The sequence below is a fragment of the Novosphingobium sp. CECT 9465 genome (assembly GCF_920987055.1).
GTDB lineage: Bacteria > Pseudomonadota > Alphaproteobacteria > Sphingomonadales > Sphingomonadaceae > Novosphingobium.
Map to the genome: position 1 here is coordinate 620,234 of NZ_CAKLBX010000001.1, position 18,178 is coordinate 638,411.

18 protein-coding genes are annotated in these 18,178 nt (G+C 62.5%); 10 read left to right on the forward strand and 8 right to left on the reverse strand.

Going from position 1 to position 18,178, the window contains the following annotated elements:
- The first annotated feature begins 98 nt into the window (after nucleotides 1–98).
- Entirely contained in the window at nucleotides 99–1,499 is a 1,401-nt protein-coding gene (locus LUA85_RS03020; protein ID WP_231466859.1) for an aminomethyl transferase family protein, read from the forward strand.
- Between the two features lie 80 nt (nucleotides 1,500–1,579).
- Nucleotides 1,580–2,461 carry a methylenetetrahydrofolate reductase gene (locus LUA85_RS03025; protein WP_231466860.1) on the forward strand — a complete coding sequence of 294 codons (882 nt, stop codon included), beginning with the start codon at nucleotides 1,580–1,582 and terminating at the stop codon, nucleotides 2,459–2,461.
- 12 nt (nucleotides 2,462–2,473) lie between these two features.
- On the opposite strand, the gene LUA85_RS03030 is transcribed toward LUA85_RS03025, so the two are convergent.
- The 6 genes from LUA85_RS03030 to LUA85_RS03055 are packed head-to-tail and all read right to left on the reverse strand — an operon-like array spanning nucleotide 2,474 to nucleotide 6,466.
- Complete coding sequence (locus LUA85_RS03030; protein ID WP_231466861.1) at nucleotides 2,474–3,097, reverse strand: riboflavin synthase; 624 nt, start codon at nucleotides 3,095–3,097, stop codon at nucleotides 2,474–2,476.
- 13 nt (nucleotides 3,098–3,110) lie between these two features.
- Nucleotides 3,111–4,082: a bifunctional diaminohydroxyphosphoribosylaminopyrimidine deaminase/5-amino-6-(5-phosphoribosylamino)uracil reductase RibD gene (ribD, locus tag LUA85_RS03035; RefSeq protein ID WP_231466862.1), complete on the reverse strand. Its 972-nt coding sequence runs from the start codon at nucleotides 4,080–4,082 to the stop codon at nucleotides 3,111–3,113.
- Nucleotides 4,079–4,570, reverse strand: coding sequence for a hypothetical protein (locus tag LUA85_RS03040; protein ID WP_231466863.1), 492 nt, complete (start codon nucleotides 4,568–4,570; stop codon nucleotides 4,079–4,081). The genes ribD and LUA85_RS03040 overlap by 4 nt, the downstream gene beginning before the upstream one ends.
- 46 nt (nucleotides 4,571–4,616) lie before the next feature.
- Complete coding sequence (locus LUA85_RS03045) at nucleotides 4,617–5,408, reverse strand: M48 family metallopeptidase (protein ID WP_231466864.1); 792 nt, start codon at nucleotides 5,406–5,408, stop codon at nucleotides 4,617–4,619.
- The gene (locus LUA85_RS03050; RefSeq protein ID WP_231466865.1) at nucleotides 5,383–5,844 is read right to left on the reverse strand and encodes a YcgN family cysteine cluster protein; all 462 of its coding nucleotides are present in this window, start codon (nucleotides 5,842–5,844) and stop codon (nucleotides 5,383–5,385) included. The genes LUA85_RS03045 and LUA85_RS03050 overlap by 26 nt, the downstream gene beginning before the upstream one ends.
- Nucleotides 5,845–5,851: 7 nt before the next feature.
- Complete coding sequence (locus LUA85_RS03055; protein ID WP_231466866.1) at nucleotides 5,852–6,466, reverse strand: SCO family protein; 615 nt, start codon at nucleotides 6,464–6,466, stop codon at nucleotides 5,852–5,854.
- 76 nt (nucleotides 6,467–6,542) lie between these two features.
- Here LUA85_RS03055 and LUA85_RS03060 point away from each other — a divergent pair, with 76 nt between their 5' ends.
- The 5 genes from LUA85_RS03060 (at nucleotide 6,543) to ssb (ending at nucleotide 11,076) form a co-directional block, all read left to right on the forward strand.
- Nucleotides 6,543–7,160: an ankyrin repeat domain-containing protein gene (locus tag LUA85_RS03060; RefSeq protein WP_231466867.1), complete on the forward strand. Its 618-nt coding sequence runs from the start codon at nucleotides 6,543–6,545 to the stop codon at nucleotides 7,158–7,160.
- Nucleotides 7,161–7,162: 2 nt separating this feature from the next.
- Nucleotides 7,163–7,819 carry a COQ9 family protein gene (locus tag LUA85_RS03065; RefSeq protein ID WP_231466868.1) on the forward strand — a complete coding sequence of 219 codons (657 nt, stop codon included), beginning with the start codon at nucleotides 7,163–7,165 and terminating at the stop codon, nucleotides 7,817–7,819.
- A 263-nt stretch (nucleotides 7,820–8,082) separates the two neighbouring features.
- Nucleotides 8,083–8,340, forward strand: coding sequence for a FeoA family protein (locus LUA85_RS03070; protein ID WP_231466869.1), 258 nt, complete (start codon nucleotides 8,083–8,085; stop codon nucleotides 8,338–8,340).
- The gene (locus LUA85_RS03075) at nucleotides 8,337–10,196 is read left to right on the forward strand and encodes a ferrous iron transporter B (RefSeq protein ID WP_231466870.1); all 1,860 of its coding nucleotides are present in this window, start codon (nucleotides 8,337–8,339) and stop codon (nucleotides 10,194–10,196) included. The genes LUA85_RS03070 and LUA85_RS03075 overlap by 4 nt, the downstream gene beginning before the upstream one ends.
- A gap of 334 nt (nucleotides 10,197–10,530) precedes the next feature.
- Nucleotides 10,531–11,076, forward strand: coding sequence for a single-stranded DNA-binding protein (ssb, locus tag LUA85_RS03080; protein ID WP_231466871.1), 546 nt, complete (start codon nucleotides 10,531–10,533; stop codon nucleotides 11,074–11,076).
- Nucleotides 11,077–11,103: 27 nt separating this feature from the next.
- On the opposite strand, the gene LUA85_RS03085 is transcribed toward ssb, so the two are convergent.
- Nucleotides 11,104–11,847 carry a 7-carboxy-7-deazaguanine synthase QueE gene (locus LUA85_RS03085; protein ID WP_231466872.1) on the reverse strand — a complete coding sequence of 248 codons (744 nt, stop codon included), beginning with the start codon at nucleotides 11,845–11,847 and terminating at the stop codon, nucleotides 11,104–11,106.
- A gap of 160 nt (nucleotides 11,848–12,007) precedes the next feature.
- Entirely contained in the window at nucleotides 12,008–15,040 is a 3,033-nt protein-coding gene (locus LUA85_RS03090; protein ID WP_231466873.1) for a valine--tRNA ligase, read from the reverse strand.
- Between the two features lie 140 nt (nucleotides 15,041–15,180).
- Between LUA85_RS03090 and LUA85_RS03095 the strand changes: the two genes are divergently transcribed.
- The 3 genes from LUA85_RS03095 to LUA85_RS03105 are packed head-to-tail and all read left to right on the forward strand — an operon-like array spanning nucleotide 15,181 to nucleotide 18,176.
- Nucleotides 15,181–16,299, forward strand: a complete 1,119-nt coding sequence (locus LUA85_RS03095; protein WP_231466874.1) for an ABC transporter permease — start codon at nucleotides 15,181–15,183, stop codon at nucleotides 16,297–16,299.
- 47 nt (nucleotides 16,300–16,346) lie between these two features.
- Nucleotides 16,347–17,207, forward strand: a complete 861-nt coding sequence (locus LUA85_RS03100) for an ABC transporter ATP-binding protein (RefSeq protein ID WP_231471749.1) — start codon at nucleotides 16,347–16,349, stop codon at nucleotides 17,205–17,207.
- Between the two features lie 9 nt (nucleotides 17,208–17,216).
- Nucleotides 17,217–18,176 (forward strand): MlaD family protein, encoded by a 960-nt coding sequence (locus LUA85_RS03105; protein ID WP_231466875.1) that lies wholly within the window; start codon nucleotides 17,217–17,219, stop codon nucleotides 18,174–18,176.
- Nucleotides 18,177–18,178 lie beyond the last annotated feature (2 nt).

Below are 18,178 nucleotides of genomic sequence, written 5' to 3' on the forward strand. Positions count from 1 at the left end.
TCATAGGGCGCAACATTTAGCATTGCGAATCTCGCGTGAACTTGTATGTGTTGCATACAAATTTATCAACCAGCCATTTTTACGTCGGGAGAGAACTGATGGCAGCCAAGAACCTCGAAGAGGTAATCAACCAGAACGGCAACGTGGTGGACATGCTGCGCAATTCGCAGCTGGGGGCATATGTGTATCCGGTGGTCGCGCCGGAGTTCTCGAACTGGCGTTCGGAACAGTGGGCCTGGCAGCACAGCGCGGTGCTGTTCGACCAGTCGCACCACATGGTGAACCTGTACATTCGCGGCAAGGATGCGGCCAAGCTGCTGTCCGATACGATGATCAACAGCTCGAAGGGCTGGTCGGTCAACAAGGCGAAACAGTATGTTCCCACCACGCCTTATGGCCACGTGATCGGTGACGGCATCATCTTCTGGGAAGAAGAACAGAGCTTCACTTACGTTGGCCGCGCGCCTGCATCGAACTGGCTGCGCTATCACGCTGCAACCGGCGGTTACGATGTCGAGATCGAGTTGGACGACCGTTCGCCGATGCGCCCGATGGGCAAGCCCGTCACGCGTAAGGAATGGCGCTTCCAGATCCAGGGCCCGAACGCCTGGGCCGTGATCGAGAAGCTGCACGGCGGTCCGCTGGAACAGCTCAAGTTCTTCAACATGTCGACGATGAACATCGCAGGCAAGACGGTGAAGACACTGCGCCACGGCATGTCGGGCGCGCCGGGACTTGAAATCTGGGGGCCTTACGCCGAGCAGGAAGAAATCCGCGCCGCCATTCTGGAAGCCGGCAAGGAATTCGGCCTGATCGCTTGCGGCAGCCGTGCCTATCCTTCGAACACGCTGGAATCGGGCTGGATCCCTTCGCCACTGCCCGCCATCTATACCGGCGAAAAGCTCAAAGGCTTCCGCGAATGGCTGGCGGCTGACAGCTATGAAGCGACCGGCTCTATCGGTGGTTCGTTCGTGTCTGAAAACATCGAGGACTACTATCTCAATCCGTGGGAGCTGGGTTACGGCAACTTCGTCAAGTTCGACCATGACTTCCATGGCCGCGAGGCGCTTGAAGCCCTAAACCCCGCCGAACAGCGCAAGAAGGTGACGCTGGCGTGGAACCCTGAAGACATGGCGAAGATCATGGCTTCGATGTTCAACCCGGACGGTGAAGCCTACAAGTTCTTCGACGTGCCGTTGGCGAACTATGCATCTTCCAACTACGACCGCGTTGTCGATGCCGATGGCAAGACCGTGGGCCTGTCGATGTTCACCGGCTTCTCCTACAACGAAAAGCAGGCGCTTTCGCTGGCCACCATCGACCCGGAAATCCCGTTCGGCACCGAATTGCACGTGGTGTGGGGCGAAGAAAACGGCGGCACGAAGAAGACCACAGTCGAGCCGCACAAGCAGCTGAACGTCCGCGCAATCGTCTCGCCGGTGCCCTACAGCCGCGTGGCGCGTGAAGCCTATGCCGAAGGCTGGCGTACCGCCCGCTAAGATACGCAAAAGCAAGGTCCCGTCTGGATCGCTGCAAAGGCGGCCGGACGGGAACCTCATCATTCAAGAGGATCCCGACCATGGCAAAGCCCCTGATCCACCCGAACTGGGACAAGGAACCCGCCGGGATCACGGACGGCTTTTCGCTGGAGATGACCGCGAAGGACGAAGCGTCTCTGCGCGATGCGGCTCCGCTCATCCCGGCGGAAACACCCGTCGCAGTCACTTTCCTTCCCGGCGAGGATGTCGCCGCCCGCGTTGCCGCCACGGTCGCGGTGCGCGAACTCGGCTTTGAGCCGATGCCCCATTTTTCCGCTCGCCGGATCACGTCGGAAGACGATTTCGAAGGCTACCTCAAGGCCGTTGTCGAAAAGGCCGGGGTTTCGCGCTGCTTCATCGTCGCAGGTGATCCGCCCGAACCGGTCGGCCCCTATTTCGATACGTCGGCATTGATCGCCACGGGGGCGTTCGAGCGCAGCGGCATCAAGGCCATCGGTATCGGCGGGCATCCTGAAGGCCATCCGAACATGAGCGTGGCGCAATGCTGGGCCGTGCTGGAAAGCAAGGTTGCCGAAATCGAAAGGCGCGGCATGGCCCCGCTGATCGTTACCCAGTTCGGCTTCGATCCTGACGCTTTTCTCGTCTGGCTGAAAGAACTGCGTACGCGCGGGATCGATGCCCCCGTTCGGATCGGCATTCCCGGTCCCGCCGGGATCAAGCGCCTGCTTGCCTTTGCCGCGCGTTGCGGTGTCGGCGCGTCCACTTCGGTACTCAAGAAGTACGGAATCTCGGTCACGAACCTGCTTGGCAGTGCAGGGCCGGACAAGCTGGTCGATGCCTTTGCCAGTGGCCTTGGCCCGGAACATGGCCGGGTGCGGCTGCACTTCTATTCGTTCGGCGGGTTGACCAGGACGCTGGAATGGCTGCACGCCTATAACCGGAAGCACGGCATCGGCGCCTGAACGGCGCGCGGCTTAAGCCTGAGTTGCCAGGCTCTGCATACGTTTGAGATAGCGCGCCAGCACATCGATTTCGAGGTTTACCTTGTGGCCGGGCGCAAGCGTTCCGATCGTGGTGACATGCGCGGTGTGCGGGATGATGTTCAGCGCAAAATGGCATGAGCCATCGGGCTGGTCGGTCACTTCGTTCACCGTCAGCGATACGCCGTTGACGGTAATCGATCCCTTCGGCGCGAGATAGGGCGCAAGGTCTTGCGGGGCGGCGATGATGAAGCGCAGCGATGCGCCTTCGGGCGCTATGCTAAAGACTTCGCCCACGCCATCGACATGGCCGGTCACGATATGCCCGCCCAGTTCATCGCCCAGCTTTAGAGCAGGCTCAAGATTGAGCGCCGCGCCGACGGTCCACTGCTGCGGCGCCGTGCAGGCCACCGTCTCGCCCGAAACGTCCACGGCAAACCAGCCTTCGCCCGCAATCCCGCCCTTGTCCACGACGGTCAGGCACACGCCGGAGCAGGCAATAGAGGCACCGATAGCGATCTTGGCCGGGTCCATTGCACACGAGATCGTGACGTGGCGGTCGCCCTTGTCGTCTATGGCGAGGATATTGCCGACTTCGGTGACGATCCCGGTGAACATTGCAAAATCTCCTTCAGCGGACGCGTTCGTAGACGTCCAGCGCATCGCTGCCAAGCGTCCGACGGTCCACATTGCGCCAACGACCGTGGGCTTGTGTCAACGAGGCGAGGCCGATGTCGCCGATGCAGGACAGGCCAGCGCCGACAATGATCGGCGCGCGATAGATCAGCAGCCGGTCAACCATGTCTGCTTCGATGAAGGCCGCTGCGGCTTGCCCGCCGCCTTCCACGAACAGATACTGCGCATCGCCGAATGCAGCGGGCGCCGAAATGTCGGGCACGGCGGTCCAGCCTTCGGGCGCGGCTCCGCGTGTCAGGACCATGCGCTGCGGGCTGCGGGCTTCAAGACCCGGCAGCCGCACATCAAGGCGCGGCGCGTCGGCGCGCAGGGTGCCGCCGCCGACCAGTATCCCATCGGTTCGCGCGCGCTCTACATGGCAATGCGCGCGCGCCTCCGGCCCGGTGATCCACTGGCTCGATCCATCGGCCAGCGCGATCCTGCCATCGAGTGACGTGGCCAGTTTCAGCGTAATGTGCGGCCGCCCCATCGCCGAGCGCTTGAGATATCCCGCCAGTGAGGTGCGCGCGGCGGGGGAGGGCAGTATTTCAGCGGATATGCCTGCTTCCAGCAATGCCGCAATGCCGCTGCCTGCCGTGCGTGGATCGGGGTCTTCCACACCGATCACCACGCGGGCAAGACCGCTGCCAAGCACCAGCGATGTGCACGAAGGCCCGCGCTGGCTGGCATGGGCGCACGGTTCCAGCGTGACGTAAAGCGTTGCTCCGCGCGCGGCATTGCCCGCCATGGCCAAGGCTTCCGCTTCGGCATGGGGCCTGCCGCCGGTGCGCGTCCATCCGCGCCCGACGACTACTCCATCTCTGATGATAACCGCGCCGACCGCCGGATTCGGGCGGCTCAGCGGACGTCCGCGCAGGGCCAGCGCAGCAGCCGCATCGAGCCAGCGCAGATCATCGGCGCGGCTCATTGCGCTTCAGTTTGCTCTGCCTGTTGGGCCTTGTCAAACACGGGATTGTCGATCAGGTGCTTGTCGAGGATCGACTTGCGCTGGGCATCGATCCGGGCCTTTTCGGCGGCGCGTTCGGCCTTGCCCTTTTCATAGGCGTCCACCGTATCGACGCCGGTTGCGTTGCCCACCGCGCGATACATCTGGCGAACGCGTTCCTGGCTGGCTTCCTCTTCGGCTTCCTCGGCGCGGGCCTTGGCTGTAGCCGCACGGTTCTCCGCAAGGATTTCGGCGTCGGTGCGGCCTTCGATGAAGCTGGGGAAATAGACCACCTTTGGTGGCAGCGGCAGCCCGCGTCCGCCCTGGTTGCTCATCACGAAAAAGATGCCGCCGGTCACCGCTGCGGACAGTACCAGCGCAATCGTGCGGTATTCGCTGGGAGCGCCAAGCACCTGCCACAGATCAACCAGGGCGCGGCGTGGCGAAACATTGCGGAAAAAGGCTTTCATGCGCGCCTAGATAGGGCGTGCGGGCGGCTTGCGCTACCCTTCTGCGTCAGCCGAAAGGCGCATAAAGCGAACGCCCGTTCCGTTTCAGCCAGCGATTGGCCGCTCCCACGTCTCCTTCGAACAGCATTTCCAGATGGGCGTGGAAGGCTGGACTGTGATCGAAGTGCGTCATGTGCGCCACTTCATGCGCAACGACCGAGCGCCGGACGAAATCCGGCGCCATGATCAGCCGCCAGTTGATGCGGATCGCACCGTCCGCTGCGCAACTGCCCCAGCGCCGTTGCGCCCGCGACAGTGTGAGGCGCGGGACCGCATGAGCCGCCTTCGTGCAATAGTGGGCCAGATCGATCGCGAGCAATGCCAGGGCTTCGGCTTCGAGCCATCGCTGCAAGCGGCGGCTCAACGATTCGCGCGGGCCACCGATGACGACGGCACCGCCCTCGATCACCGGCTTGCGCCGTGCCGCCTCGGTCCAGGCGATCACCAGCGCCTCGCCGCGCAAGTGCAGGGTGGTGCCGGGCGCGATCATCCGCGCTTCTGGAAGATTGGCGAGCTGGCCCGCCAGCCAGTCCGCACGATCCCGCGCGAAGGCCTCTGCATCGCCGACGCGGCCCCATGCCGGGATCGAAACCCGTGCCTCGCTGCCATCGGGGGCCAGCCGCAGCGTCATCCGGCGGGCATGGCCCAGCTTGCGGATGACCAGCGGCAATTCGCGTTCTCCCACCACGACCGTCCTTGGGGCGGGCGCGCGTACTGCTACCTTGCGTGGAGCAGGGGTTTCCTTTGCGCGGGTATCGGCACGGCGCAGCCAGTCAAGCATCGCGGGTGCCTTTGCCATCGAAGTAGTCCGCCGGAACGACATGCTCTTCCAGCGGCCCTGAAACCGTTTCGCTGATCGCCTTGCCGATGACGGATTGCCCTGCCCGATGCACTGCCTCGCGATCACCCGAAATCAGGTAATGCCAGTCTGGCAGCGGATCGCCATCGGCGCGCAGGCGATAGGCGCAGGTATCGGGCAACCACGGCAGATCACGCGCGAGCTTGGGCGTCAACCGCAGGCAATCGGGCACATAGACGCGGCGATGCTTGTAATCGCTGCAACGCCCGGTCTTGAGGTCAAGCAAACGACATGAGACATTGGTGTGGTAGACTTCGCCGGTGATGTCGTCTTCCAGCTTGTGCAGGCAGCACTTGCCGCAGCCATCGCACAGCGCCTCCCACTGTTCGCGGTTCAGCGTTTCGACCGGACGGTTCCAGAACGGGTCTGCGCTCATCGGGCGATCAGCGCACCCATCTGGCGAGGTCCGCAGCCACGGCCTTGGCGTCTTTTTCAGCAGGCAGCAGCGCAATCGGTTCGCCCTGCGGTCCCATCAGATAGGCCGCGCGGCTGTGGTCCATCAGGTATTCGGTGGGGGACCCACCATCGCGCTTCTCATAATAGACCGCCCACTGCTTGGCTACGGCGGCGATCTGTTCGGACGTGCCCGAAAGGCCGATGACCGAAGGGCCGAAATTGGCAGCATAAGCGCCGACCACTTGCGGGGTATCGCGTTCGGGATCGATGGTGATGAATATCGGCTGGATTTTCGCTGCGGCCTCAGGCTTGTCCTTCGCGAACAGCCTCAGCCCTTGGGCGATGTTCTGCAGATCGATCGGGCACACATCCGGGCAGAACGTGTAGCCGAAATAGACGATGCGGTATTTGCCGGAAAAATCGGCGTAGCGTACCGGCTTTCCATCCTTTCCCGTCAGCGTGAAATCGCCGCCGATCGTCGCGCCTTGCAACGGTGGGCTTTCAGTGGGCGCGCCTCCGCAGGCGGCAAGTGCGAAAGTGCAGGTTGCGGCAATCGCGGCGAAAAGGGATCGAAGGTTGTGGGCCATGGCGCGGCGGTTCATGCTCTGCTAACCGTGCCCTTGCAAGAGGCGAGTCCGTCAGGCCCGACAGGGCAGGGGCACGCAACAGGAGGAAACAATGCTGTCGATCATGCGCAGGGCATCCGCCATTCTGGCGATCCTGCTCGCCGCTGCGGTCTCTATTCCTGCGCAGGCCCAGTTTTCCGACAGCTACAAGTTTCTGGAAGCCGTCCGCAAGAAAGAGGGCGATAAGGTCACCGAGGCCCTCAATGAGCCGGGCACCCAGATCATCAATACGCGCGATGTTACCACCGGCCATTCGGCACTGCATATCGTGGTTGCGCGGCGCGACTTGACGTGGATGCAATTCCTGATCGGCAAGGGTGCGAACGTGAATATTCGCGACAACAAGGGCATGACTCCGCTGGTACAGGCTTGCGAGCTTGGCTTTATCGAAGGCGTGGACGAACTGATCAAATCCGGCGCGCGCGTTGAAGATGCGAACAATACCGGCGAGACTCCGTTGATCAGCGCCGTCCACCGCCGCGACCTCGCCCTCGTCCGTCTGTTGATCAAGGCAGGTGCCAATCCCGACCGTCCCGACAACTCCGGCCGCTCGGCGCGCGATTACGCGGTGCTTGAAGGCAAGAGCAGCCCCGTGCTGGGCGAAATCGAACGTGCCACAAAGGACGTCAAGGCCGCTGGTCCCAAGAAAACCTACGGGCCGTCTTTCTGACCATGACCGAAGATTTCAGCCTTGACGCCCTCCGCCTTCGCATTGCCCCGGCAATTGCCGAATCCGCCGTATTCGACGGCTGGACCGACGCCGCCGTAACCGCAGCCGCCGGGGTGGAAGGTGTTGATCCGTCAGTCGCCCGATTTGCCTTCGATGGCGGCGCGATGGCGATGATTTCCGCATGGATCGCCCGGATCGATGCCGACATGGCCGAAGCGTTGCCGCAGGTGCAGTTGTCCAACCTGCCGATGCGCGAACGCATCCGCCGCCTTGTCCAGTTCCGGCTCGATGCGCTGGTGGGCAAGGAGGAGGCCCTTCGCCGGGCGCTGGCGATCATGGCCATGCCGCAGAACGTCGCCGCCGCCACCCGCCTCGGCTGGTCGAGTGCCGACAGGATGTGGCGGCTGGCGGGCGATACCGCCACCGATTACAATCACTATACAAAGCGCCTGACGCTGGGCGCGATCTATGCCGCGACGCTCTCGGTGTTCGCAAGCGATACCAGCGACAATCACGCCGACGCCCGCGCCTTCCTCGATCGCCGGATCGATGGCGTGATGAAGTTTGAAAAGGCCAAGGCCAAGTTGACCAAGCCGCGCGAGGGTGAGACGTTCTCGTTTACCCGCTTGCTTGGCCGTCTGCGTTATCCAGCGACCTGAAGTCGGTTTCGCGCAGAGGCGCAAAGGAAGCAGAGAGCGCAAAGGGGTGGCGCTTGCGGCAAGGCAGCCTTTTGATCGTCACTTGCGCCAAGCCCGGCGTCTGCAAAAATAGGGTTCTTGTTCGCCCAGAGCTACATCCCGGCGGCCTTTGCTTCCTCTGCGCCTCTGCGCGAAGCGTCCTATCCTGACCCAGCATTTTTGATGCAGCGCAATTCTATTGCGAATGACTTGCAAAGTCTTTCGTGCTATGGCAGCGCGGTCGGGTGACACTCGACGAACTCCCCCTTGGCACGCCTGCGCGAATCGCGTCGGTTGATTGGTCCACGCTTGTCGCTGAAGAGGCGCAGCGGCTGCAGGCGCTTGGCCTTGATGTGGGCGCGCGGGTAACGCTGGCCTATCGCGGCGTGTTCATGGGGCGCGATCCGCTGGCCGTGGAGATCGGCCGGATGACCGTGGCGCTGCGCCGCGTCCACGCACGGGCGATGACAGTCGAACCCATCACGCAAACCGCCATCGCATGAGCCGTATGCCCATCGTCGCAGCCCTTGTCGGCAATCCCAATGCGGGCAAGAGCGCGCTGTTCAACGCGCTGACCGGCGCGCGCCAGAAAATTGCCAACTATCCCGGCGTCACGGTGGAGCGGAAGGCGGGGCGGTTGCTGCTGCCCACGGGCGAACCTGTCGAGCTGGTCGATCTGCCCGGTTCCTATGGCCTTGATTCCACCAGTCCCGATGAGGAGGTGACCCGCAAGGTCATCATGGGCGAACAGGCGGGGCAGGCCAGGCCCGACGTGATCGTGCTGGTGCTCGATAGCTCGAACCTCGAACAGCATCTGGTGTTTGCGCAGGAAGTGATCGAACTGGGCCGACCCACGGTGGTTGCGCTCAACATGGTCGATCTGGCCGAGCGTGACGGGCTGGTGCTCGATCCCGCCGCGCTGGAAGGGGCGCTGGGCGTTCCTGTGATTCCGACAGTCGCTGTGCGCCGCCGTGGCCTGAACGAACTGGCCAGTGCCATCGGCGAGGCCCGCGACCGTGCGACCGCGCATGAAGCGGCACCGCGCCCGCATGTGACTCTGCCCGAACGGCGGATGCTTGCGCATGAAATCGCCAACGCGGCGATCATTTCGGAAACCGCAAAGCACCGTATTCACGCGCGGATGGACAAGCTGCTGCTGCATCCATGGGCCGGGCCGCCGATCCTGTTTGCGCTGCTGTTCGTGGTGTTCCAGGCGGTGTTCACCTGGGCCACGCCGTTTGCCGATGGACTCGACGCGGGCGTATCGGCGCTGGGCGATCTGGTCCGGGCCAGCGTCCCGGAAAGCCTGCTGCGTGATCTGGTAACGGACGGGATCATCGCCGGCGTCGGTTCGGTCGTCGTGTTCCTGCCGCAGATCGTGATCCTGTTCTTCTTCATCCTGACGATGGAGGCGACCGGCTACATGGCCCGCGCCGCTTTCCTGATGGACCGGATGATGGCGGGCGTCGGCCTTTCCGGGCGCAGCTTCATTCCGCTGCTGTCCAGCTTTGCCTGCGCCATTCCCGGCATCATGGCCACGCGCAGCATCACCGATCCCAAGGACCGCCTGACCACGATCCTGATTGCGCCGATGATGACCTGTTCGGCGCGCCTGCCGGTCTACGCCGTCATCATCGCGGCGTTCATTCCCAACACTTCGGTCGGACCCGGCATAGGGCTTCAGGGGCTGGTGATGTTCGCCCTCTATGTTGCCGGGATCGTCGGCGCGATGGTCGTCGCGCTGGTCCTGCGCCGTTCGGTGACCAAGGGGGCGGCTTCGGGCTTCATCATGGAACTGCCCAAGTACCAGCTGCCCACGATCAAGGACCTTGCCATCGGCCTGTGGCAGCGCGCGTGGATATTCCTGCGCCGCGCAGGCACGATGATCTTCACGGTCACCATCGCGCTTTGGATACTGCTGAACTTCCCGCGCGCCGAACCGGGGCAGGACCAGATCAACGCCTCGGTCGCGGGCACGCTGGCAAACGGACTTTCGGTCGTTCTCGAACCCATCGGCTTCAACCGCGACATGAGCCTGGCGATCATCCCCGCCATGGCCGCGCGCGAAGTGGCGGTCAGTTCGCTCGCCACCACTTACGCGGTCGGCACCAGCGACGATGAAGATGCGCAGGCGATGGCGCTGGGCGATCAGCTCAAGTCACGCTGGACCCTGCCCATGGCGCTGTCGTTCCTCGCCTGGTTCGTGTTCGCGCCGCAGTGCCTTTCGACCATCGCCGTCGCACGGCGCGAGACGAACGGCTGGAAGTGGCCCGCCTTCATGCTCGCCTATCTCTTCGCACTTGCCTACCTTGCGGCCTTCGCCACGTTCTGGACTGCTACTGCTTTAAGGTTGGGTTAGTTTCGGTTTTGCGCAGAGGCGTAGATGGCGCTGAGAAGGTTTTAAGTTTGTTCGCGCAAAGGCGCAAAGAGAAGGAAGGCGCGAAGGTGTCGCTCCTGCGGCACACCCCCTCAATTTCACCAATTCCGCGTACCGCCGAGTTCAAGTTAAGGCCCTGCCGGGCAGAAAAACCCCTTCGCGCCTTTCTTCTCTTTGCGCCTTTGCGCGAAACCCAAAACACTTTCAAAGCTGCGCTACCGCAAAGCGAAACCATAGGGAAAACTCGGTCATCTGACTCGCCGCAGCCTATGCCGATGCGCTAGGCAAACCGCCAGATCACAAGGGACTCGATTCGATGGCAGGCAGCGTCAACAAGGTCATCCTCGTCGGCAATCTGGGGGCAGACCCTGAAACGCGCTCGTTCCAGAATGGCGGCAAGGTGTGCAACTTGCGCATCGCCACTTCGGAAAGCTGGAAGGATCGCAACACCGGCGAAAAGCAGGAGCGCACCGAATGGCACACCGTCGCCATCTTCGGTGAAGGGCTTGCAGGCGTTGCCGAACGCTTCCTCAAGAAGGGCAGCAAGGTCTATATCGAAGGCCAGTTGCGTACGCGCAAGTGGCAGGACCAGTCCGGTGCGGATCGCTATTCCACTGAAGTCGTGCTCCAAGGCCCCGGCGCGGTGCTGACCATGCTCGATGGTGCACCGGGCGGCGGCGGCGGCGGTGGTGGCCGTTCGGGCGGCTGGAATGAAGGCGGCTCGTCGGGCGGCGGTTCACGCGGTGGCGCAGGCGGCGGCTGGAATCAGGGCGGCGGCGGCGGTTCGTCCGGCGGCTTTGGTGGCGGCGCTGCGACAGGCGGCGGTTTCGGCGAAGATCTGGACGACGATATTCCGTTCTGATCTGCGTCTGTAACTATCGCGTCGCGCTCACGTCCCTCGCGTATCGCCATACAAATGGATGTGCAGGCGGTCGGTAAAGCGCCAGCCGCGCTCCAGCGCCTCTTCGGCCAGCCAGCGTGACCGTTCGCGCAAGGTTGCGCTGGTCGTGCCTTCGGGCATTACGAACAGGTGATCGGCGGCAATCCGGTAACGATGCTGTAGCGCGGCGATTTCGGCAAGGTCCGCAGGCGTCGCAACCACGAACTTGAACCATGCGCGCGGATCGCTGGCCCATGCCTCAAGCCGTTCGGGCGGCAGTGCAAGGTCTGCCGCATTGCCCGAATGGGCCAGCTTGGGGCTGACATTGTATTGATCCACCAGCGGGTCCAGCGCCGGGTGAGGGGCAACCGTTCCGTTCGTCTCGATCTCGATATTCAGGCCGGGCCGCGCGTCCTTCAAGTGCTCCACCAGACGCACCAGTGCGGCACCTTGCAGCAAGGGTTCGCCGCCGGTGATGACCAGCCGGTCTTCCGGGTGCCCAAGGATCAGCGCGGCAACCTCCGCCTCGTCGAGCGCCAACTGGTTGTCGCCACGCTCGAACGCCACTTCATCGCGGTGGGGGCGATTATCCCCGGTGAAGCGCCAAGTGTAGGCGGTGTCGCACCAGCGGCAGGCAAGGTTGCAACGTGACAGGCGCACGAAGATCGAAGGCCGCCCCATGGATGGCCCTTCGCCCTGCAACGATGCGAAGATTTCCGGTTCGCCGGGATTGACGGTGGCGAGGGTCAGCATGACGGCAACAGCAAACGCCATCCTCCCCGGCACGGGGAGGGGGACCGCCGCAGGCGGTGGAGGGGGCTATCGTCCTGGCGTTGCGTGGGAGGAGAGTCCCCTCCACCACGCTTCGCGCGGTCCCCCTCCCCGTGCCGGGGAGGATGGGCGTTGCGATTCGTCACCCCAGCCGCTTCAGCGCTGCGGCCAGACGCTCGGCCTCGGCGGCATGCATCGCATGGTCGGCACGGGCCTTTTCGACGGCTTCGGGCTTGGCCTTTTCGACGAATGATGCGTTCGAGAGGCGGCCTTCCAAGGATTTGGCTTCCTTTTGCGAAACCGCCAGCGCCTTTTCCAGACGGGCCTTTTCCGCCGCGATGTCGATCACGCCTTCCAGCGGCACGATCAGGTTCGCATCGCCCGCGCCGATCTGCATCGCCGCGCCCGCAGGCGCTGCCTCGAAACGGATTGCGGTCAGGCGGGCGAGGCGCTCGATCGCTGCCGGATTGGCTTCGATGATCGCGCGCGTTTGCGCCGATGGTTCGGGCAGGTAGGCTTCCAGCCGCGCGCCCGGTGCAATGCCCAGTTCGTTCTTGGCGGTTCTAATATTGGACACGAGTGCAATCAGCCATTCGACCTCACGTTTAGCTGCTGCATCGATTGTTGTTTCAGGTTTCGGCCACGCAGCTACGATCAGCTCACTCTCGCGGTCACCAAGTGAATGCCACAGTTCTTCTGTAACAAAAGGCATGAATGGGTGGAGCATAACGAGGATCTGGTCGAGAACCCAACCCGCGACAGTGCGAGTCTCACCTTCCAGGATAGGGTCGCTCACCGCGCCTAAAATCGGCTTGAGGAATTCGATGTACCAGTCGCAGAACTGGTCCCAGACGAAGTGATAGACGGTGTTCGCCGCCGCATCGAAGCGCAGGTCGGCCATCGCCTGATCGAGCGCGGCGACGGTTTCCACCACTTCGCCGATGATCCATTTATTGACTGCGGAGGTTGCAGTAGGAGCTGCTACTGACGAGCTAGCCCCTATTCCGACATTTTGGCAGAAGCGCGCGGCGTTCCACAGCTTCGTGGCAAAGTTGCGGTAACCCTCGACGCGGCGCTCATCCATCTTCACGTCGCGGCCCTGGCTTTCCATGGCGCACATGAAGAAGCGCAGCGCATCGGCCCCGTACTTGTCGATCAGCAGCAGCGGGTCGACCACGTTGCCCTTGGACTTGGACATCTTCGCGCCGTCAGCCGCGCGGACAAGGCCGTGGAGGTAGAGCTTTTTCCACGGGTTCTGCCCGGTCATCGCCTGCCCCATCATCATCATGCGGGCATCCCAGAAGAACAGGATGTCGAAGCCGGAAACGAGCAGGTCGTTGGGGTAGTGCTTGGCAAGGAGCGAACGATCCTCCCCGGCACGGGGAGGGGGACCGCCCGCAGGGTGGTGGAGGGGGCTATCGTCCGGGCGCGACGCCGAGGGGGTGGCATGATCCGGAGAGTCCCCTCCACCATGCTGCGCATGGTCCCCCTCCCCGTGCCGGGGAGGATTGTCTTCGGGCCAGCCGAGCGTGGCGAACGGCCACAGCGCGGAGGAGAACCATGTGTCGAGGACGTCTGGGTCGCGGGTTAAGAACACTCGACGTTTGTTTTCTGAGGTTTGGAAACTCAGTCGATTAACTTCGCGCTCAGTGTCCGAATCTAGGCGAACCTCGAAGTCATCTCCGTAATAGTCTTGTGCTTTTTGGAGTGCGGAAGCGTCATCTTCAGCAACAAAACATTGCCTTAGTGATCCTGTATCGCGGACGGGCCTAACTGTGTGGACGAGCAAACCGTCGTCATCTTTCCTGGGTCCATACCACGCCGGAATCCGGTGTCCCCACCACAGTTGCCGCGAAACGCACCAGGGCTGGATGTTTTCCATCCAGTTGAAAAAGGTTTTTTCCCAGGTCTTGGGCACGATTTCCACCGCGCCGGACTTCACCGCTTCAATGGCCGGTTGAGCCAAGGTCTCGGCATCGACATACCACTGATCCGTCAGCCAAGGCTCGATCACCACGCCGCCACGATCACCGAACGGTGTCTGGATCGTCCGCGGTTCGAAATCGGCGGCAACTTCGTTGCCTTCCTTGTCCTTCGTGATGTGCGGGATGAGGAAACCTTGTTCCTTCATCCGTTCCACAATCAGCTTGCGCGCGTCGAAGCGGTCCATGCCGATGAATTCGTCCGGCACCAGTCCGTCCGCGGTCTGCACCACCTTGGCCTCGGCATCGAACATGTTGAGCATGTCACCCGCCTTGATCCCGGCGCGCTTGCCCACTTCGAAGTCGTTGAAGTCATGCCCCGGCGTGATCTTCACGGCGCCCGAACCCAGTTCCGGGTCGGCGTGTTCATCGGCGACGACGCGCAGGCGACGCCCGGTCAGCGGCTGATCAATGAACGCGCCGATCACCGACTTGTACCGTGCATCCTCAGGATGAACCGCCACGCACATATCGGCCAGCATCGTTTCGGGGCGCGTGGTGGCGACCTCGATGTAGTCCAGCCCGTCATCGCGAGTCACGCCGTCAGCCAGCGGATACTTGAAGTGCCAGAAGCCGCCCTGCGTCTCGCGGGTTTCCACCTCAAGGTCGGAAATCGCGGTCTTCAGCTTGGGGTCCCAGTTCACCAGCCGCTTGTCGCGGTAAATCAGGCCCTTCTTGTGCAGGTCCACGAACACCTTGACCACGGCCTTGGTGAAGTGCGGGTCCATCGTGAACTGTTCGCGGCTCCAGTCCATCGAACAGCCGAGGCGGCGAAGCTGGCCGGTGATCGTGCCGCCGCTCTCGTGCTTCCACTCCCAGACTTTTTCGATGAACTGCTCGCGCGTGTAATTGGTGCGCTTGTCCTGTTTCGCCTCCATCTGGCGTTCGACCACCATCTGCGTGGCGATGCCTGCGTGATCGGTGCCGACCACCCACAAGGCATCCTTGCCGCGCAGGCGTTCGTAACGGATCATCACGTCCTGCAACGTGTTGTCCAGCGCGTGGCCGATGTGGAGGCTGCCGGTCACGTTCGGCGGGGGGTTCACGATGGTGAAGGGCGCAGCGTCGGGGCGTTTGGGGCGGAACAGACCGTTCTGTTCCCAATGGGCATACCATTTGGCTTCAAGGCCGGCCGGCTCGAAAGTCTTGGCGAGTTCTGCGGGATCGTTTCCTGCGGGATTCTGTGCGCTCATGGGGCCGCGCCTTGCCATCTGGCATGCGTGGCTGCAAGTGCACAAGCGGTTCCCGCGCGGAACCTTCCGCACAGTTCCCGCGTTATGGCGCATGTGTTGCACTTGTCGCCTTGCCAGATTTCCCGCATGAAGCGGACAACATGCGGGCTTTAACAGATTTTCAGCTTACGCCGCGGTCCGGGGACCAGGGGGCGGTGCTCGTTTTCAGCGGGCCTATGACCGTGTCTGCGCTGGGCGTGGCCGACCGCAGCCTGCGTGATCTGGACGATTCCCTTGCGGAAATCGATGTTTCTGCGGTTACCGTCATGGATACTGTCGGCGCGTGGACGGTGTGGCGCCTTTCGCGCGATACCGGCGCGAAGATCGTGGGGTGCAAGGAAGAGCCGCAGAAACTGATTGATGCGATCAGCAAGGCCGATTCCAACGCCCATTCGATCCGCGCCCCGCGCCTGCCTTTGTTGCAGCGCGTACCCGAACATGTCGGCGATGTGATGATCGGGCTGGGCATGGGCTTCCTGCGCGTGATCGGCTTTCTTGGCCAGATCGTGCTCTCGGTCGGCTCATTGGCCCGCCACCCCTCGCGCTTCCGAATCAAGGCCCTGGTCCATCAGATGGAACTGGTCGGGGTCAATTCGCTCGCCATCATCGGGTTGATGAGCTTCCTTGTCGGCATCGTGATCGCACAGCAGGGCGCGGTGCAATTGCGCCAGTTCGGGGCGGAGATCTACACCGTAAACCTCGTTGGCCGCCTCACCTTGCGCGAACTGGGCGTGCTGATGACCGCGATCATGGTGGCGGGCCGCTCCGGCTCGGCTTTTGCCGCGCAACTCGGCACGATGAAGCTGACCGAAGAAGTTGACGCCATGCGCACGATCGGCGTCTCGCCGATGGATGCGCTGGTCGTTCCGCGCATTCTTGCCACCATGCTGATGATGCCGCTGCTCGGCTTCTATTCGGCATTTCTGGGAATCATTGGCGGCGCGTTCCTCTCCAGCCTCACGCTTGGCATTCCGTTTTTCACCTTCCTGGCGCGCATTCAGGAAGTTGTGCCGCTGCATGACGTTTGGGTGGGCATCACCAAGGCTCCGGTATTCGGCCTGATCGTGGCGCTGGCAGGATGCTATCAGGGCATGCAGGTGAAGAACAACGCCGAGGAAGTGGGCACACGCACCACGGCTGCGGTGGTCATGGCCATTTTCACCGTGATCGTGCTTGATGCGTTCTTCGCGGTGTTCTTCACGGAAATCGGGTGGGGCTGATGGCCGAGGTTCAAACCCCAGAGGCAGCCGTGCAGGAATTGCCCGACATGCCCGATGCGTTTGAGGGCGATTACCCCATCCGCGTTCGCGGCATCCGCAACGTGTTTGGCGAAAACGTCATTCACGATGGTCTCGATCTCGATGTGCGCAAGGGCGAGATCATCGGCGTCGTTGGTGGATCGGGCACGGGCAAATCGGTGCTGATGCGGACGATCATCGGATTGCAGACGCCGGAATCGGGCGAAGTCGAAGTGCTTGGCCAGTCGATCACCGATGCGCGCGACGATGCCGATATCGACATTCGCAGCCGCTGGGGGGTGCTGTTTCAGGGCGGGGCGCTGTTTTCCACGCTGACCGTGGCCGAAAACGTCGAAGTGCCTCTGCGCGAGTTCTATCCTGAGATCAACGATGAACTGCGCCACGAAATCGCGCGCTACAAGGTGCTGCTGTCCGGCCTTCCGGCGGACGCGACCAGCAAGTATCCGTCCGAACTTTCAGGCGGCATGAAGAAGCGCGCCGGACTGGCACGGGCGCTTTCGCTCGATCCTGAACTGCTGTTCCTGGATGAACCGACCGCGGGCCTCGATCCCATCGGAGCAGCGGCGTTCGATCAGTTGATCCTGCAATTGCAGCAGACGCTAGGCCTTACCGTGTTCCTGATCACGCACGATCTTGATACGCTGTACGAGATATGCGACCGGGTGGCGGTAATCGCTGACAAGAAGGTGATTGCGGTGGGCACCATCGAAGAATTGCTCGCGCTCGATCATCCGTGGATTCAGGAATATTTCAACGGTCCGCGCGGGCGGGCCGCTCAGGATTCGCAGGCACGGCACGATGCCGTGCGCGCAAACGTGGCGGCGGACGACACGCCACAACGCAATGCGCCGGTAAAGGGCGAGGCATAAGGACAGGCCATGGAAACGCGGGCAAACCACATATGGGTCGGTCTGGTCACACTGGCGCTGCTGGCGGCAACGGCCATGCTGACCATCTGGATCGCACGCCTGAACCAGGGCGAACTGGCTGAATACGATATCTTCTTCAAGCAGTCGGTCGATGGGCTGGCAAAGGGATCGGAGGTATCGTTTTCAGGTGTACCGTTCGGGCAGGTCAAGAACATCGAACTGTGGGAGCGCGATCCCGAATTCGTGCGGGTGCGGATTGCGGTCGATCGCAAGGTCCCGATCCTGCAGGGCACCACCGCCAGCTTGCAGGGCAGCTTCACCGGGGTTTCCACGATTCAGCTTTCGGGTGCGGTAAAGGGGGCGCCTGCCATCGAATGTCCGCGCGAAAACAAGCGCGCGACCTGCCCTGAAGGTGTTCCCGTGATCCCGACCAAGCGTTCCGGCCTTGGCGAAATCCTGTCCAACGCACCGCTTCTGCTTGAACGGCTGGCGACGCTGACCGAGCGGTTGACGATGGTGCTTTCGGACAAGAACCAGAAGTCGATCGAGAACATCCTGACCAATACCGACAAGCTCAGTGGGAACCTTGCTGATGCTTCACCCGACGTGAAGCGGACAATGGCGGAACTGCAGGCGACCTTGCGGCAGGCCAACTATGCCCTGGTAAGCTTCGAGAAGCTGACCAATTCGGCTGATTCCATGATCAATGATGAAGGCAACGGCCTTGCCCGGCAGATGCGCCAGACGCTGAAATCGGCCGAGGGCGCGGCCAATGAATTGAAAGTAACGCTGAGCGAGGCGCGCCCTGCCGCGCGCCAGTTGAACGAACGCACCCTGCCCGCTGCCGAAGCCGCGATCCGTGATTTGCAGGCGACCACCAAGTCGCTGCGCGAGGTCACCGACCGGATCAACGACCAGGGTGTCGGTGGCTTCGTGGGCGGTCCCAAGCTGCCCGATTACAAGAACTGAGG